The sequence below is a fragment of the Allonocardiopsis opalescens genome (genome assembly GCF_003002095.1).
In the GTDB taxonomy this organism is placed as follows: Bacteria; Actinomycetota; Actinomycetes; order Streptosporangiales; family Streptosporangiaceae; genus Allonocardiopsis; species Allonocardiopsis opalescens.
On the sequence record NZ_PVZC01000002.1, the window covers coordinates 525,619 to 542,717 of the forward strand.

Annotated in this window: 16 protein-coding genes; 13 read left to right on the plus strand and 3 right to left on the minus strand. The window is 74.2% G+C overall.

Features of this window, described 5'->3' with window-relative positions:
• Positions 1 to 18: 18 nt before the first annotated feature.
• From CLV72_RS09180 to CLV72_RS09190, 3 genes are read right to left on the minus strand one after another with little or no spacing between them, the layout of a single operon-like run.
• Positions 19 to 906, minus strand: a complete 888-nt coding sequence (locus tag CLV72_RS09180) for a sugar phosphate isomerase/epimerase family protein (RefSeq protein ID WP_106242996.1) — start codon at positions 904 to 906, stop codon at positions 19 to 21.
• On the minus strand, positions 903 to 2,075 hold the full coding sequence (locus CLV72_RS09185; protein ID WP_106242999.1) for a dihydrodipicolinate synthase family protein: 1,173 nt from the start codon (positions 2,073 to 2,075) through the stop codon (positions 903 to 905). The genes CLV72_RS09180 and CLV72_RS09185 overlap by 4 nt, the downstream gene beginning before the upstream one ends.
• On the minus strand, positions 2,072 to 3,220 hold the full coding sequence (locus tag CLV72_RS09190) for a Gfo/Idh/MocA family protein (RefSeq protein WP_106243002.1): 1,149 nt from the start codon (positions 3,218 to 3,220) through the stop codon (positions 2,072 to 2,074). The genes CLV72_RS09185 and CLV72_RS09190 overlap by 4 nt, the downstream gene beginning before the upstream one ends.
• A 215-nt stretch (positions 3,221 to 3,435) precedes the next feature.
• On the opposite strand from CLV72_RS09190, the gene CLV72_RS09195 reads away from it, so the two are divergent.
• From CLV72_RS09195 to CLV72_RS32100, 13 genes are all read left to right on the plus strand, one after another.
• Complete coding sequence (locus CLV72_RS09195) at positions 3,436 to 4,470, plus strand: LacI family DNA-binding transcriptional regulator (protein ID WP_170140925.1); 1,035 nt, start codon at positions 3,436 to 3,438, stop codon at positions 4,468 to 4,470.
• Between the two features lie 126 nt (positions 4,471 to 4,596).
• Entirely contained in the window at positions 4,597 to 5,301 is a 705-nt protein-coding gene (locus CLV72_RS09200) for a class I SAM-dependent methyltransferase (RefSeq protein ID WP_106243005.1), read from the plus strand.
• Between the two features lie 228 nt (positions 5,302 to 5,529).
• Positions 5,530 to 6,819: an extracellular solute-binding protein gene (locus CLV72_RS09205; protein WP_106243008.1), complete on the plus strand. Its 1,290-nt coding sequence runs from the start codon at positions 5,530 to 5,532 to the stop codon at positions 6,817 to 6,819.
• 104 nt (positions 6,820 to 6,923) lie between these two features.
• Entirely contained in the window at positions 6,924 to 7,793 is an 870-nt protein-coding gene (locus CLV72_RS09210; protein WP_342755659.1) for a carbohydrate ABC transporter permease, read from the plus strand.
• A complete protein-coding gene (locus tag CLV72_RS09215; protein ID WP_245930023.1) occupies positions 7,790 to 8,656 on the plus strand; it encodes a carbohydrate ABC transporter permease in 867 nt (288 codons plus the stop codon). The genes CLV72_RS09210 and CLV72_RS09215 overlap by 4 nt, the downstream gene beginning before the upstream one ends.
• Positions 8,657 to 8,680: 24 nt before the next feature.
• Entirely contained in the window at positions 8,681 to 9,466 is a 786-nt protein-coding gene (locus tag CLV72_RS09220; RefSeq protein WP_106243012.1) for an IclR family transcriptional regulator, read from the plus strand.
• Positions 9,467 to 9,531: 65 nt separating this feature from the next.
• Positions 9,532 to 10,638 (plus strand): winged helix DNA-binding domain-containing protein, encoded by a 1,107-nt coding sequence (locus CLV72_RS09225; RefSeq protein ID WP_106243016.1) that lies wholly within the window; start codon positions 9,532 to 9,534, stop codon positions 10,636 to 10,638.
• 499 nt (positions 10,639 to 11,137) lie between these two features.
• On the plus strand, positions 11,138 to 13,444 hold the full coding sequence (locus CLV72_RS09230) for a hypothetical protein (protein ID WP_146159395.1): 2,307 nt from the start codon (positions 11,138 to 11,140) through the stop codon (positions 13,442 to 13,444).
• 127 nt (positions 13,445 to 13,571) lie between these two features.
• Entirely contained in the window at positions 13,572 to 14,651 is a 1,080-nt protein-coding gene (locus tag CLV72_RS09235; RefSeq protein WP_146159396.1) for a helix-turn-helix transcriptional regulator, read from the plus strand.
• A gap of 204 nt (positions 14,652 to 14,855) precedes the next feature.
• The gene (locus CLV72_RS09240; protein WP_106243029.1) at positions 14,856 to 15,233 is read left to right on the plus strand and encodes a hypothetical protein; all 378 of its coding nucleotides are present in this window, start codon (positions 14,856 to 14,858) and stop codon (positions 15,231 to 15,233) included.
• Between the two features lie 101 nt (positions 15,234 to 15,334).
• The gene (locus CLV72_RS09245) at positions 15,335 to 15,745 is read left to right on the plus strand and encodes a ChaB family protein (protein WP_106243637.1); all 411 of its coding nucleotides are present in this window, start codon (positions 15,335 to 15,337) and stop codon (positions 15,743 to 15,745) included.
• A 240-nt stretch (positions 15,746 to 15,985) separates the two neighbouring features.
• Positions 15,986 to 16,558, plus strand: a complete 573-nt coding sequence (locus tag CLV72_RS09250) for an ATP-binding protein (RefSeq protein WP_106243032.1) — start codon at positions 15,986 to 15,988, stop codon at positions 16,556 to 16,558.
• Between the two features lie 199 nt (positions 16,559 to 16,757).
• Positions 16,758 to 17,084, plus strand: a complete 327-nt coding sequence (locus tag CLV72_RS32100) for an STAS domain-containing protein (protein ID WP_170140926.1) — start codon at positions 16,758 to 16,760, stop codon at positions 17,082 to 17,084.
• Positions 17,085 to 17,099: the final 15 nt, after the last annotated feature.

A 17,099-nucleotide genomic window follows, 5' to 3' on the forward strand; every position in this document is an offset into this window, starting at 1 on the left:
AGCCCGCGGCCGCCCGGCCTAGACCTCCGGCTCCAGGACGTGCTCGATGTGGCGGCGGGCGATGGTGGCGACGACGGCGTCGGCGTCGGCCTGGGTCAGGGCGTCGTTGAAGATCTCCACCTCGATGTCGCCCGTGTATCCGGCCGCCTCGGCCGAGCGGCGGAGGGCGCGCAGGTCGATGCAGCCGTCGCCGGCCATGCCGCGGCCGTTGAGCACGTCGGCGGGGAGCGGGAGGACCCAGTCGCAGACCTGGAAGGAGGCGATCCGGCCCGCCGCCTGGGCGATCCGGCGCTCCACCTGCGGGTCCCACCACACGTGGTAGGCGTCGACCACCACGCCGACCTGCTCGGCCGGGAAGGGTTCGGCCAGGTCGAGGGCCTGGCCGAGGGTGGAGAGCACCGCGCGGTCGGCGCAGAACATCGGGTGCAGCGGCTCCAGGGCCAGCCGCACCCCGCGCTCCCCCGCGTAGGGGGCCAGCTCCGCCAGGCGCTCGGCGACCCGGGCCCGCGCACCCGGCAGGTCGCGCGAGCCCTCGGGCAGGCCGCCGACCACCATGACCAGGCAGGGCGCGCCGAGTTCGGCCGCCTCGTCGATCGCGGCTCGGTTGTCGGCCAGCGCGGCGGCGCCGTCGGGGCCGGTCAGGAAGCCGCCGCGGCAGTAGGACGACACCCGCAGCCCGGCGTCGCGGACCAGCTTGGCGGAGCGGGCCAGCCCGGCGGCGGCCACGGGCTCGCGCCACAGGCCGACCGCGGGGACGCCGGCCGCGGCGCAGCCGCGCACCAGCGCGGCCACGTCCCACTGCTTGACGGTCGCCTGGTTCACCGAGAGCCGGGCCAGCCGGGGGTCCCCCGGCCGGGGGGTGGGGATGCCGGCGGGCCGGCCCGAGGGTACGTCGACCGCGCTCACGCCTCCACCCCCGCCACGTCCAGCAGCCGGCGCATCCGCGCCGCCGCGAGTTCGGCGTCGGGCAGCAGCCCGGCCGCGTCGGCCAGCCGCAGCGCCTCGGCCAGGTGCGGCAGCGAGCGGGCGCTGTGCAGGCCGCCGACCATGGTGAAGCCGCGCTGGTGCCCGCCCAGCCAGGCCAGGAAGGCGATGCCGGTCTTGTAGTAGTAGGTCGGCGCCGCGAACAGGTGCCGCGACAGCGGCACGGTGGGCGCCATCAGCTCCTCGTAGCGCGCGGTGTCGCCCTCGTCCAGCGCGCGCAGCGCGGCGGCGGCGACCGGCGCGATGGCGGCGAAGATGCCCAGCAGCGCGTGCGAGAAGCCGGCGGAGTCGCCCCGGATCAGCTCCGGGTAGTTGAAGTCGTCGCCGGTGTACAGCCGCACGCCCTGCGGCAGCAGCCGCCGCAGCCGCACTTCGAGCTCCGCGTCGAGCAGCGAGACCTTGATGCCGTCGACGGCGCGGGCGTGCCGGGAGATGAGCTCGGCGACGGCCGGGATCGCGTCGGCCGGGTCGGTGTGGCCCCAGTAGCCCGCCAGCTTCGGATCGAAGGCGGGGCCGAGCCAGTGCAGCACCACGGGGCGCGCGACCTGTTCGAGCAGCCGGTCGTAGACCTTGGCGTAGTCGTCGGCGCCCCTGGCCAGCGCGGCCAGCTGCCGGCTGGCCATCAGCACCGGCGTGGCCCCGGCCGCCTCCACCGTCTCCAGCTGCTCGGTGTAGGCGGCCACGACCTCGTCGAGGGAGTCCAGCTCGGGCGGCGCCTGGTCGGTGCTCGCGCCGCAGACCAGGGCGCCGCCGCAGGCCGCCGCCTCGGCGGCCGAGCGGCGGATCAGCTCGGCCGTGGCCGGCCAGTCCAGGCCCATGCCGCGCTGCGCGGTGTCCATCGCCTCGGCCACGCCCAGGCCGGTGCTCCACAGGTGGCGGCGGAAGGCGAGGGTGGCGTCCCAGTCCAGCCGGGCCGGGGCGTCGGGGGCGTTCCCGGCCAGCGGGTCGGCCACCACGTGCGCGGCGGCGTAGGCGGTGCGCGAGCGCGGCGGGGCACCGGTCGCGTCCGCGCCCACGGCGGCCGCGCCGCGCAGGGTGTAGGAGTGCAGGGCGCCGTCGGCGCCGGGCAGCCGGAGCGTCGGGCCGCTCACAGCACGATCTCCGTGATGTCGATCCTGCGGCCGGTGGCCGAGGACTCCAGCCCCGCCTCGGCCAGCTGCACGCCGCGGGCTCCCGAGAGCAGGTCGTGCCCGAAGGGCTCGTCGGCGCAGACGTGCCGGATGAACAGCTCCCACTGGGCCCGGAAACCGTTGTCCATCTCGCCGTTGTCGGGCACTTCCAGCCACTGCTCGCGGTAGCCGCCGCCATCGGCCACGTCGGGGTCCCACACCGCCTTGGGGGTGGTCGAGCGGTGCTGGGCGCGGCAGTGCCGCAGCCCGGCCACGGCGCTGCCCTCGGTGCCGTCGACCTGGAACTCCACCAGCTCGTCGCGGTTCACCCGCACGCACCAGGAGGAGTTGATCTGCGCGATGACGCCGCCCTCCAGCTCGAAGACCCCGTAGGCGGCGTCGTCGGCGGTGGCCGTGTAGGGGACGCCGTCGTCCCAGCGCCGGTCCAGGTGGGTGACGGCGGTGGCGCTGACCCGGCGCACCGGCGCGAAGATGTTCTCCAGCAGGTACTGCCAGTGCGGGAACATGTCCACCACGATCCCGCCGCCGTCCTCGGAGCGGTAGTTCCAGCTGGGGCGCTGGGCCGACTGCCAGTCGCCCTCGAAGACCCAGTAGCCGAACTCGCCCCGCACCGACAGCACCCGGCCGAAGAAGCCGCTGTCGACCAGGCGGCGCAGCTTGATCAGCCCGGGCAGGAAGAGCTTGTCCTGCACCACCCCGTTCTTCACCCCGGCGTCGCGGGCCAGCCGGGCCAGGTCGATCGCGGCGGCCAGGCTGTCGGCGGTGGGCTTCTCGACGTAGACGTGCTTGCCCGCGGTGATGGCGGCCCGCAGCGCGGCCTCGCGGGCGGAGGTCACCTGGGCGTCGAAGTACACGCTCACCGACGGATCGGACAGCGCCCCGTCCAGGTCGGTGGTCCACCGGTCCAGGCCGTGGCGGTCGGCCAGCTCACGCAGCTTGCGTTCGGATCGGCCCACCAGCAGCGGCTCGGGCACCACCCGGGTGCCGTCGGGCAGCGCCACCCCGCCGTCCTCCCGGATGGCCAGGATCGACCGGAGCAGATGCTGCCGGTAGCCCATCCGGCCCGTGACGCCGTTCATGGCGATGCCGAGTACCTGACTGTCCATTCATCCACCCTTCGCGCACGGAAAGCGTTTTCCATCGTATCCCACCTGTCGCGGCCCCGCTATGGTGCGACTCGCTCGCCTTTCGCCCGCCGACCGGTGTCCGGCCCGCGGCGCGGTCTGCCATGATGGACGGGAAAACTTTCCCAGCGGTGCTACGACCGTTCTGGGCCGCCCCGCGACCGCGCGGACGGCGGGCGCGTGAGGAGGTGGAGCCGGTGCAGCGTCGGCACGCGACCCTGGTCGAAGTGGCCAAGCACGCCGGTGTCTCGCTGGCAACCGCTTCCCGGGTCCTCAACGGCAGCACCCGCCAGGTCGGCGAGCAGCTGCGCCGCCGGGTGATCGACAGCGCCCGCGAACTCGGCTACCTCGCCAACGCCTCCGCGCAGACCCTCGCCCGCAACACCAGCACCCTCGTCGGCCTGGTGGTGCACGACATCTCCGACCCCTACTTCTCCAGCATCGCGGCGGGGGTCACCCGGGTGGCCGAGGAGCAGGGCCTGGTGGTGGTGCTCGGCACCACCTCGCGCGAGGCCGACCGCGAGAGCGCGCTGGTCTCCACCCTTCGCTCGCACCGCGCCCGCGCCGTGGTACTGGCCGGCAGCCGCACCGCGCACTCCGAGGAGACCGACCGGCTGGCCGCCGAGATCGAGGCCTTCCGCGCCCAGGGCGGCCGGGTGGCGCTGGTCTCCCAGGCCACCCTGGACGCCGACACCGTCGTCCCCGGCAACTACTCCGGCGCGCAGTCGCTGGCGCTGCGCCTGGCCGAACTGGGCCACCGCCGCTTCGCGGTGCTCGGCGGCGCCCCGCACCTGCTCACCGCCACCGACCGCATCGCCGGCTTCCGCGACGGCCTCACCCAGGCCGGCGTCAGCCTGCCCGACCGCGCCATCGTGCCGGGCGCCTTCACCCGCGACGGCGGCTACCGCGCCACCCGCGAACTCCTCGCGGCCGGCACCAACGCCACCTGCCTGTTCGCGGTGAACGACGTCATGGCCACCGGCGCGCTCGCCGCGCTGCGCGAGGCGGGCGTGCGGGTGCCCCAGGACATGTCCGTGGCCGGCTTCGACGACATCCCCACCGTCCGCGACATCACCCCGCAGCTGACCACCGTCCGGCTGCCGCTGGAGCGGATGGGCGAGCAGGCCGCCCGGCTGGCCCTCACCGACGGCCCGGCCAAGGAGCCGCGGGTGGTGCACGTGGAGGGCGATGTGGTGGTCAGGGCCAGCACCGCCGCCCCGCCGCCGAACTGACGCCCTCGCCGTGGGCGCCGCCGCCGCATTGGGCAACCGATATGGTGCACCGGTGGTGACGGGGGACCGCGCGTGCGCATTCGGTCATCGGTGCGCGCGCCGGACCGATAAGCGAGGGAGACGGAATTGACCGCGAACACCCTGACCGATGAGTCCGTTTCAGCGCTCTATCGGGCATTCGCCACCGATCTGCGCGCCGCACGCGAAGCGCAGCGGCGGTTCCTCGCCGACCGCCAGGCCACGATGAAGCCCAAACTGGACGACATCGAAGCGGAGATGACCTATCTGCTGCTGCGCGAACTGCGGCCGCGGCAGGTGGTGGAGATCGGCACCTTCCACGGCTGGTCCACCTCCTGGCTGCTGCGCGCGCTGGCCGACAACGGTGAAGGGCAGCTGCACTCCTACGACCTCGTCGACAATGTGAAGAGCAATATCCCCGACGACCTCGCCGAGAAGCGCTGGACCTTCCACCACGGCGATGTGCGCAACGAACTCGGCACCCTGCCCCCCGATGTCGACTACCTCTTCATCGACGCCGCGCACTCCGGCCGCTTCGCGCACTGGTACATCGAGCACCTTTTCCCGAAGGTCCCCTCGGGCACCCCGGTGAGCGTGCACGACGTCTTCCACGGCCGCCGCCCGCTGCCCTTCACCGAGGGCGCCGTCCTGCTGCGCTGGCTGGCCGACAAGGGCGTCGAGTACTTCACCCCGGCCCAGGCCAAGGCGCCCGAGACGCACCGGCGGCTGATGGAGCTGAAGGAGTCGCTGGGCATCGCCGAGCGGGTGCACGACACCAAGGACAACCCGATGGTGTTCTTCCGGCTGCCCTAGCCGCGCGGCCGCCTCCGGCGCGCCGAGCCCGTCCGGACGGTCCCGTCCGGACGGCCGTGACGGCGCCGGTGGCGCACCCGTATTGCATAGAGCACCCCCGATTGTGCAGTGCACAACATTCGGGAGATCACCTTCAGCACCGGCCGGGGCGGTTTGTACATTGCGGTTCCCCTCGTCCCTCGCGTCCGCGCGAGGGGTCCCGCTCCGCTCCCCTCTCCTGGAGGTCCGGTGAGAGTCGTCCGCGCCCTCGGGCTGCTGTGTGCCGCCGCCCTGCTGGCGTCCTGCGCGCCCCCGCAGTCCACCAACTCCCCCTCCGGCGCCGATGAGACCACCGGCACCCTGCGCGTCTGGCTGTTCACCGAGGTGAACCAGGAGGCGAAGGAGACCGTGGTCGAGCAGGCGGTCGCCGAGTTCGAGGCCGCCCACGAGGGCGTCACCGTCGACGTCCAGTACATCCCGGTGGAGAGCCGGGCCGAGCGCTTCCAGGCCGCGTTCAACGACCCCGCCAGCGCCCCCGACGTGGCGGAGTTCGGCAACACCGACCTCGCGGGCTACGTGGAGGCCGGCGGCCTGGCCGACATCCGCGCGGACCTGGAGGCCTGGGACGAGTACGCCGACATGGACCCGGGCCTGGCGGTCTCCACCGTGGTGGAGGGCGGCAACTACGCGCTGCCCTGGTACGTGGGCGTGCGCGCGCTGTACTACCGCACCGACGTCTTCGACGAGCTGGGCCTGGAGCCCCCGGCCACCCTGGACGAGCTGGCCGGCACCGCCGAGGAGATCCGCGCCGAGCGGCCCGAGCTGCTGGGCATCTCCACCGGCGGCGCCTACACCTACGCCTTCCTGCCCTTCCTGTGGGCGCACGGCGGCGAACTGGCCGAGGCGCAGGGCACGCACTTCGCCTCGGCCATCGACTCCGCCGCGTCCGTCGAGGGCATCACCGCCTACACGGACCTGCTCACCGAGGAGATCTGCCCGCCGCAGACCTGCGCGGAGATGACCGGCAACGACAGCGTGCAGCAGTTCATCGCCGGGGACGCCGCCATGACCATCGGCGGCGACTTCAACCGGCTGGCCGTGGACGAGAGCGAGGTCGCCGGCGACTACGCGGTGGTGCCGCTGCCGGGCACCGAGGCGGGCAGCACCGCCCCCGCCTTCGCCGGCGGCAACAACCTCGGCGTGCTGGCCGGGACCGAGCGGCGCACCCTCGCGGTGGAGTTCCTGCGGCTGCTGGGCGGCAAGGAGTACCAGCGCCGGATGTTCGACGCCATGGGCAACCTGCCCACCTTCACCGACGTGCAGGCCGAGGCGGCCGAGGCCGAGCCGGCGATCGAGCCCTTCGTCGCCACCCTGGAGGCCGGCACCCGCTTCGTGCCGGCCACCGGCGCCTGGACCGCCATCGACGCCCAAGCCGTGCTCCCGTCCATGCTGCAGCGGGTGGCCGGCGGCCAGGCGACGGTGGACGAGGCGGCGGCGGAGGCGGCCGGGCGGATGGACGACGCCTTCGACGGCCGCTAGGAGCCGCGGTGACGGCGACGCCGGTCGCGGCCGCCGCGCCGGGCCCCGGCCGGACGGGGGGCACCCCCTCCGCCGGCCGGGCCCGCGGCCGCCTCGAACCCTGGATCTACCTGGCCCCGGCCCTGCTGGTGCTGGCCGGGCTGATGGGCTACCCCCTCTACCAGCTGGTCAACGTCTCGTTCTTCGACTACCGCCAGCCGCAGGTCACCGGCGCCGAGCCGCTGGAGTTCACCGGCCTGGACAACTACGCCCGGCTGCTGGGCGATCCGGAGTTCTGGACGGTGCTGGGCAACACCGCGGTCTTCGCGGGCGGCTGCGTGCTGGCCACCCTGCTGGTGGGCGTCCTGCTGGCGGTGCTGGCCACCCGGCTGCACCCGTGGGTGCGCACCGCGCTCTTCCTGGCCGCGCTGGGCGCCTGGGCCACCCCGGCCGTCACCGGCAGCGCCGTCTGGCTGTTCCTGTTCGACCCCACGCTCGGCCTGGTCAACCAGGTGCTGAGCGGGCTGGGGCTGAGCGGCTTCGAGGGCCACTCCTGGACCTACGGCAAGTGGTCGGCCTTCGGGCTGGTCGGCGCCGAGGTGGTGTGGTGCTCCTTCCCGCTGGTGATGGTCACCGTCTACGCGGGCATCCTGGCCATCCCGCAGGAGGTGCTGGAGGCGGCCCGGCTCGACGGCGCCTCGGCGCCCCGGTTGGTCTGGCACGTGATGCTGCCGATCCTGCGGCCGGTGATCACCACGGTGACCATCCTGTCCATCATCTGGGACGTCAAGATCTTCACCCAGATCTACGTGATGACGGGAGGCGGCGGCATCGCCGGCCAGAACCTGGTGCTCAACGTCTACGGCTACCAGCAGGCCTTCGCCGCCAACCAGTACGGACTCGGCTCGGCGATCGGCGTCGTGATGACCCTGCTGCTGCTCGGCACCACCCTCGTCTACCTGCGGGCGCTGCGCCGCACCGGGGAGGAGCTGTGACCGCCGCTTGCCGCTCCGCGCCCGCCCGGGCCCGGGGCTGGCTGCTCAACGGCACCGGGCTGCTGGCCGCCCTCGTCGTCGCCTTCCCGCTGTACTGGATGGTGCTGTCGGCGCTCAAGCCGCGCGCCGCCCTGGAGGCCGGCGACGCGCTGCCCTACACCACCGAGCCGAGCCTGGACGCCTTCGTCCGGGTGCTCTCCGTGGAGGGCTTCGGCCGCTACTTCGTCAACAGCCTGGTGGTGGCGCTGGCGGTGGTGGGGCTGTCCACCCTGTGCGCCTTCCTGGCCGCGGTGGCGCTCACCCGCTTCCGCTTCCGGCTGCGCACCACCCTGCTGGTGACGGTGCTGGTCGCGCAGATGGTCCCGGTGGAGGCGCTGACGATCCCGCTGTTCTTCCTGCTGCGCAACCTGGGCGGCGCCGTGCCCGCGCTGGGCCTGAACCACCTCGGCTCGCTGATCCTGGTGCACACCGCCTTCTCCATCCCCTTCGCCATCTGGATGCTGCGCGGCTTCGTCGGGGCGGTGCCGCAGGAGTTGGAGGAGGCGGCCGCCATCGACGGCGCGGGCAGCTTCCGCTTCGTGGCGCGCATCCTGTTCCCGCTGGTGGCGCCGGGCGTGGTGGCCTGCGGCATCTTCTCGTTCATCTCCACCTGGAACGACTTCCTGTTCGCCCAGACCTTCATCATCTCGGCCAGCGAGAACCAGACGCTGCCCATCGCCGTGCTCGGCTTCTTCCGCCCCGACGAGAACGACTGGGGCGGCATCATGGCCGGCTCGGTGCTGATGACCGTCCCGGTGCTGATCTTCTTCATCGCGGTCCAGCGGCACCTGGTGGCGGGGCTGGCCGGGGCGGTGAAGGGGTGAGCGGCGCGGTGCCGGGCGGCGGCCGTGGCTGAGCCGCCCCGGCCGGCCCGCAACGCCTCTTCGTCGGTGCGACGGGCGCTGGCGCTGCTGGAGGCGGTGCGGGTGGCGGGCGCGGACGGCGGCGGCCTGGCGCTGACCCGGCTGGCGCAGCTGGTCGGCTGCGACAAGAGCACCGTGCTGCGGCTGGCCGCGCCGCTGCTGGAGGCGGACCTGCTCACCCGCGACCGCGAGACGGGCCTGTTCCGGCTCGGCCCGGCCGCGCTCAGCCTCGGCCAGGCGTACCTGGACCAGCTCGACCTGCGCTCGGCGGCCGCGCAGCGGCTGCGCGCGCTGATGCGCGCCACCGGCCACACCTGCCACCTGGTGGTGCTGGAGGGCCGCGAGGTGGTCTACGTCGACAAGGTCGAGAACGAGGCGACGGTCCGGATGGGCTCGCGGATCGGCGCCCGGATGCCCGCCTACCGCACCGCCGTCGGCAAGGCGATCCTCGCCTTCAGCGGCGCGGACGTGGTGGAGGAGGTGATCGCGGGCGGCATGCCCGCCGTCACGCCGAAGACGATCACCGACCCCGGGGTGTTCCGGGCCGAGCTGGCGCGGGTGCGCGAGCGCGGCTACGCCATCGACGACCGCGAGAACGAGCCGGAGGTGCGCTGCGTGAGCGCGCCGATCTTCCGGCACGACGGCGCGGTGGCGGCGGCCGTGAGCGTGTCGGCGCTGGCCAGCAGGCTGCCCGCCGCGCGGGTGCGCGACCTCGGCCCGGCGGTGGCGCAGGCCGCCCGCGACATCACGGTGAGCCTGGGCGGGCGCTGATCCGCGCCGCGCCGAGGCGCGGGACCGCCACGGGCGTGTCGGGCACCGGTGCGTACCGTGGAGGCATGACGCGGACGAGCGCGAGGAGCGTGGACCGCGGCCGGGTGATCGCCTACCGCGCCCTGTCCATGCGCGACGTACTGCCGACCGGCGCCCAGGACCACCCGCCGGGCCGCACCGCCCGGCTCGCGCTGCGGCTGAGGGGGATCGAGCCCGACGACGACCCCGGCGGCCACGCGCTGGTGCAGTCGGTGCGCGGCGCCATCCACCTGCACGCCGCCGCCGACGTGGACCTGTACACGGCGGCGCTGCGCATCGAGGACGGCGCCGACATCGCCCCGTACAGCTTCGGCACCTTCGGCCGGGAGCTGTCCGCCGACGGGGTCCGCTACGACGCCGCCCTCGCCGACGTGGCCGACGCGATGCGCGCGGCGATGGCGGCGGGCGAGCCGCTGACCAAGGGCGAGCTGAGCGAGGCGGTCACCCCGGCGGTGCCGCCCCGGCTGGCGCCGTGGTGCGGCGGCTGCGGCGTGAACCACGTCCACGACGGCCTGTTCCGCGCCGCCACCCTCCAGGCCGGGCTGCGCATCGAGGTGGAGCACTCCACCCTCTTCCGCTATCTGCCGCCCACCGGCGAGGCCGGCCCGCCCGCGGACCCCGCGCCGGCCCGCGCCGAGCTGGTCCGCCGCTTCCTGCGCGCCTTCGGCCCGGCCCGCCCGGTGCACCTGGCCGGATGGCTCGGCCTCACCCCGGCGGCGGGCCGCCGCTGGTGGGCGCTGGCCGAGGACGAACTGGAGGAGGTGCGGCTGGGCGGGCACCGCCACTACGTGCTCGCAGACGCGGCGGCCGCGCTGCTGGACGCGCCCGAGCCGGAGGGCACCCGGCTGCTCGGCCCCTACGACCCCGTCACCGAGCTGGCCGACCGCGAACTGCTCGTCCCCGACCGCACGCGCCGCGGGTCGGTGTGGAATCCGGCGGGCAACCCCGGGGTGCTGCTGGTCGACGGCGAGATCGCCGGCACCTGGCGGCAGCGCTCGGCGTCGGGGCGGCTCACCCTCACCGTGCGGCCCTTCGACGGACTCGGCGCGCGGCGGCGCTCGGAGGTGGAGGCCGAGGCCGAGTGGGTCGGCGCCGCGCTCGGCGCCGAGCGGGTGGCCGCCGCCTTCGGCTGAGACCCGGCGGGCGCGCGGAGCCGGTGCGCTCCGGGTGGCGATCATCACACTACACAGGGTCACCCGCGGGCACTCCGGGCGGACCGGCGCGGCCGCCGCCGCCCGTGCCACCACCGCTTCCGCTCCGGCCCGCCGCGGCCGGCCGCGGCGGCGCCGCGAGGGGCGGCGTCCTCGGCCCGGCCGCCGCGCGGTGGCGGGTGGTGCGGGCGGGCGCCGAGCGGTCTGGCGCTGTCGCGGCTGCTCATGGACGTGCCGGGGCCGTTCGTGGCAGGCTTCGTATACCACAGGGCGCGCTCGCCGAGGACTGTCTGATCCTGCCATCTTCCAGGATTTCAGCGTCTCGCGGTAAACGCCCCCATACAATGCGAGCCGGTGGTTTTGTCCGTTCCGCTGACCAGCGGAACGGCCGGCGCGGGTACGCTCGGCCAGTCCGGGGGATGGCCCGTGTCGCGGCTGGCCTGCCGGCCGTCCCTGCGACCCCTCCGGAGGCATCGGGGCCATGCGCCTTCTCCCGTCGCTGTGTCTGAGCGATCTTCTGCCCGTCGTGCGGTGGAGCCGCCCCGAGGACCTCTCCGAGGCCCTGGGCGACTCCCGCCTGCCCGACACCTGGTGGGAGTCGATGGCGCTGCCGCGGGTGGCCCGGGTGGTGGGCGAGGACTGGCTCTACCACCGGGTGACCCGCCTGGTGCACCAGCACTGGGACCACGTGCCGCTGGGCGACGTGCTGCCCGCGCTGCGCGCGCTGCCGCCGGTCCCGGCCGAGGAGTGGCCGGGCGAGCTGTCCGAGGCGCTGCGCTCCGGGGCGGCCGAGCCGCTGCTGCTGCCCGACCAGACCGCGCGCAGGCTGCGCGAACGGCGCTACCCGGCCGGCCTCGGCGCGACCGACGTCATCGCCGGGCTGGCCCGCCAGGTGCTGGCGCCCATGCTCGCCGTCGGGCTGCTGGACGACCCCGACGAACTCGACCTGCCGGCCTCCACCCACGACGCCGCCCGCACCGTGGCCGACTGGGTCCCCGCCGACGCGCCCGAGGCGGTCCGCACGGCGCTGCTGTACCTGGTCGCCTCCACCGACGTCGTCGACCAGGCCCGCCCCGAGCTGTGGCCCGACGCCGTCCCGCCCGCCGAGGAGCCGGCCGCGCCGGTGCAGGCGGCGCCCCAGCCGCCCCCGCTCCCGGCCCCGCCCGCCGCCGACCACGCGCCCGACCCCGACACCGGCTACCGCGCGCCCGCCGACGAGCCGCCCGCCCGCCCCGACTGGGCCCCGGCCGACGAGCCCTACGCCCCGCACGACTGGACGCCCCCGGCCGAGGTCCCCGAGTCCGCCGACGCCGGCTACGCCGAGCCGGTCGCCGAGGCCGTTTCGGGTCCCCAGTCCGGCTACGCCGAGCACCAGGGCCCGCCGCCGAGGTACGTGCCGCCGGGCGCGCTGGCCCCGCACGCCGGACACGAGCCCGACTCCGGGCCGCCCACCACCTTCGACACTCCGGCCATCCCGGCCGACGCCGAGGCCCCGCCCGTCCCGGCCGCGCACCGGCCCGAGGATCCCGAGCCGGCGCCGTCGGCCGAGCCGCTCGACCCGCTGGTGCGGCTGATCGACACCGAGCTGCGCCGCTGGGACGACGCGGAGCTGCGGGTGGCCACCGAGCGGCTGTTCGCGGCCGAGCCCGTCGGCGTCACCGCGCTCTCGCAGCGGCTCGGCATGGACCCCGCCGCGCTGCGCACCACCCAGCGCAGCGCCGAGTCGCGCCTGCTGACCTGGCTCAACTCCCCCGAGGCGGCCGACATGGCCGAGCACCTGGCCTACGTCACCGAGCTGCTCGGCACCGCTTCCACCCTGGAGCACATGCAGATGGCGCACCCGGCCCACTCCGCCGAGGTGCCGGTCATCGGCATCCCGGTGTGGCGGGTGCTGGTCAGCCTGACCCGCAACCTCGCCCTGCACGACGGCTGGCTGGTGGCCGGCGACGTCCAGCAGCTGCGCCAGCGCACCCGCGAACTGCTCTCGCAGCGCCCCTCGGTCACCGAGGCGGGCGCGCTGCTGGACCGCCTGGGCATCGGCAAGCACGCCGCCCGCGCCTGGATCCTGTCCACTCCCGGCCTGAGCATCCGCAATGGCGAGGTCATCAACGACGACCCCTCCGCGCCCGAGCCGCCGCCGCTGTCCGACGTGGTGCTGCCGGCCATCCCGCTGCCGGTCCGCCGCCGCCGCGACCGCGCCGCCCTGCCCACCCACCACCTGGTCGAGCAGGCCATCGGCGTCGCCGACTCCGCCCGCTGCTTCCGGGTGCCCGAGGGCACCTGGTGGCACCGGATCGACATCACCGCTGAGCACCTGGACGGCCGCCCCATCGCGGTCCCGGCCGGCTTCGCCGACCACCTCGGCCTGCGCCAGGGCCAGCTGCTGTCGGTGCTCGGACCGCATGACGAGGTCATCGTGTTCGTCTGGCAGGACGAGCCGGTCATCGACTCCCTCGCCCCGCTGCTGGGCCGCATGGAGGTGCGCCAGGGCGACCGCGTGTTCGTCTCGGTGCGCGAGGACCGGCTGGACGCCCGCGTGCTGCCGGGGCCGATGCTGGCCGCCGAGGGCACCGAGCCGGTCGCGGCCGGCCTCGCGCTGAGCGGCTACACCGCGCCCGCCACCCTGGAGGAGGCGGTGCGGGTGCTCGCGCAGCGGATCGGCTGCACCGAGCCGGTCGGCCCGGCCGAGCTGACCGCGCGGCTGGCCCAGCGCGGCGACAACGACATCCTCAGCCGGCTCCAGGAGGGGCTGCGGGTGGCCGAGGAACCGGTCAGCACCGGCCGCTGAGGCCCGGCGCCATTCCGGGCGAACTCGGCGCCAAAAGCGCACACGGGACGCCGTCAGTGCACGGAAGGGGCACCCAAGCACGCCGTCGGGCTGCCGCGGCGCGGGTACGCCGCCTACCATCGGGTGCATGACTCACCACTCCCCGGTGGCGTCGGCCCCCCTGCGGACGGCGGAGGACCCCGCCCCGGAGCCGCTGCTCACGACCCACCACCGCCTGAGCAGCACGAGCGTCGACGACCTGCACGCCGCGGTCGAGCCGCTGGCCGTCGGCCACGACCTGCACGCGCTCGACCCCTCCGTCGGCCTCGACGGCGTGGTGAACGGCCTCACCCTCGAACGGGTGCGGCTGGTGTGGGTGCGCTACGGCGGCGGCGGCGCCGTGGTCGAGACCCCGCCCACCGAGGGCGAGTTCGCGCTGTGCGTGCCGCAGGGCGAGATGGGCGTCAGCTACCTCGGCTCCGGGCGCTCGGAGGTGACCGGCGGCACCGTGCTGGTCTCCGACGAGGAGCGGATGCGGATGACCCCCGATCCGGTGGCCGGCTGCCTGGTCGTCAGCACCTCCATGGGCCGGCTCCAGGACCACCTCCAGTCGCTGACCGGGCGCCCGATGGCGCAGCCGCTGCGCTTCTTCGGCGACGACGAGTCGGCCGTGCACGGCCCGGCCCTGGTCGACCAGACCTGGCGCTACACCGTCACCGTCCTGGACCAGGTGGCCGTGGAGGGCGTGCACCCGATGGCCGCGCGCAGCCTGGAGCAGTCGCTGCTGTCGGCGCTGCTGCTCGGCCTGCCGCACACCGCGACCGCCGAGCTGGCCGGCGGCCTGCGCACCGAGAGGATCGAGCCAGGGCTGGCCGCCCGGGTGGTGGAGTGGCTGGAGGCCAACTACGACCGCCCGCTCGGCGTCGCCGACATCGCCGAGGGCGTCGGGGTGAGCGTGCGCTACCTCCAGTTCGTCTGCCGCCGCAGCCACGGCCTGACCCCGATGCAGCTGCTGCGCAACGTCCGCCTCGACCGGGCCAGGGCGGCGCTGCTGCGCGCCGAGCCCACCCGCGGTTCGGTCTCGGCCATCGCCATCCAGACCGGCTTCGCCCACCTCGCCCGCTTCGCCGCCGCCTACCGGCAGCGCTTCGGCGAGACCCCGTCGACCACCCTGCGCGAGGCGCACGGCCCCGCGGCGGCGAAATCGGCCCTTCCGCGCACTCCGTAGCGGTGCGTGGACACTGGTCGCCTCTACGGACATAATCGACAGCACTCCGGTCCTGGGCCGTCCCTCCAGCGTCGGGCACCCGTCGGGTCCGGCCTGTGTCCGCGACCGGGTACCGTCACTGATAGCGATGACCCAGTCGACACGCGGTAGCGGCCCCTGACCGGCCCGCGCCCGCCCATCCCCTGCGACGAGGAAACCCCGCTCATGGGCCGAACCGAGCCGATGCCGTCACACTCCGGGGAACAGCGGTCCTTCCGGTTCCACGACGACCCCATCACCACCGAGGTGGCCGAGATCGTGCTCGGCTGGCGCCACCTCACCATCACCCGCCGCGAGCCGATGCGCGCCGAGGACCGCGAGCCGTGGGTGCGGCTGCTGGACGCCGTCCACACCGTCGCCTCCGGCCGCTGCCACGCCATGAGCGGCGACCGCACCGCCACCGCGGCCCGCATCGTGGTCGGCATCAGCCCGCCGCGGGCGGATGAGGACATCGAGCTGCTGCGCGGCCTGGCCGAGCGGCTGAACCCCGGCGACTGGCGGATCGAGTACATCGGCAGGTACGCCGCGCCCTCCGCCCCCTGAGGCCCCGTTCCGGCGCCGGTTTGCCGTATCCCCTGCCGGGCAGGCGATGGAGTGTTCGACACGCCACGTCAGAGCTTCGGACTCGGAAGGGGGTGGCGGGCATGCCAGGCCGGCAGGAACTGCCGTCGACGCTGCAGCGCTCGCCCAAGAAGGCGCAGGAGACCTGGATCAAGGCGCACGACTCCGCCGTCGAGACCTACGGCGAGGGCGAGCGCGCGCACCGGACCGCCTACTCGGCCCTCAAGCACGGCTTCGAGAAGGTCGGCGACCGCTGGCAGCCGAAGAAGGACAAGGGGCCCTCCGACTCCCAGGCGCGCAATCCTCGGGCGCGGCGGCAGGGCGGCGACCGCCCCACCGCGGGCGGTGTCGACGCCAATGCCAGCAAGGAGCACCTCTACCAGGAGGCCAAGCGGCTGGACATCTCCGGCCGGTCGAGCATGACCAAGCAGCAGCTGGTGACGGCGCTGAAGAAGGAGAGCGGCCGGCGCACCTCGCGCGCCCGCAAGAGCTGAGCCCGCCGGGCCCCGTGGTTCCCGAACGCGGGCCGATGCCCGCGTTCGGGGCCCATTCGGCGGCCGCTTCCGGCACCGAGGCGACGGATCCGCTCAGATCCGGCTGCACCCGGCAAAAAAATGTGCATCTGCACGTGCATTCTGGCTTGCATACGGGATACGCGTAGAGAAGAATCGAGATTGTCCGCTTGGCTGAACTCCGCCTTCGGCCCCCGCTCTCGAGGAGTCATCGTGCCGGTGATGGGCAAGATCACCACCGCTGCCACGCACCCCCACCCCGTGGCGCCTCGCGCGATCGCACCGGATTCCGTGCTCAGCTGGTGGCCCGACCACGTCGCCCACGGCTTCGGCTACCCCGATGACTGCGCCACGATCCTGCTCCCCGCCCTCCCCGAATCCGTCTCCCGGGCCCGCCGCTTCTGCCGCAGCCGGCTCGACCAGTGGCGGGCCGGAGCGCTCCAGACCGACGTCGCGCTGATCGCCTCCGAGCTCGTCTCCAACGCGCTGCGGCACGGCTTCGGAGTCTGCGGCCCGGCCGCCGGCGCCGCCCCGATGACCCCTGCGGGCGTCGCGCCGCAGGCCCCGGCCTGCTTCCCCTTCCGGATGGCCCGCCGGGGCGAACACCTCATCTGCCTGGTGAACGATCCCACCCACCGACTTCCGGTCAACCGGAACCCGGCCGACCGCGAGCTTGAGAACGGCCGCGGCCTGGGCATCGTGCAGGCGCTCTCCACCCGGTGGGGATGGACGCTCCTGCCTGATGACTGGAAATCGGTCTGGGCGGTTTTCACCCTCGACGGCGCCGCGTACTGATCAGGCCGTCTCACTCCGCGGTCCGCCGCAATATCGGTCATGCCCGGAAGGGCTGACTTTCCAGGATCCCGGCCTGTTTTCGGTACGTACGACAGCCTGCTCCGGCACAAGGCGTAGGATTTCGTCATCCTTACCCATCGTCCGGACAGGTTTTTTCGTGTATGTAGGCGTTAACCACGGCCAGGCCGACGCCGGCGCCGTGGTCCACCTCACCGGCGAAATCGACATATCCAACGCTCTGGAGGTTTCCACCAGACTGGTGCTGGCCGCCAATCATGCGGCCGAGAACACCATAATCGTTGATTTGTCCGGATTGCGGTTCATTGACTCCAGCGGCGTCGACGCGCTCGACACCGCGGCACGCCTCATCCGCGCCAGCGGCGGGCGGCTCACCCTGAGCCGGCCCCGCCCCTCGGTCCGCAAGGTCCTGTGGATCACCGGCATGGACAAGGTCGCGCCGGTGCTGCCGGATCTTCCCGCGCCGCGCGAACCGCTGGAGCCCTCCACCAGCCACGGCCGGGGCTGAGGCGCCCCGCCCGGC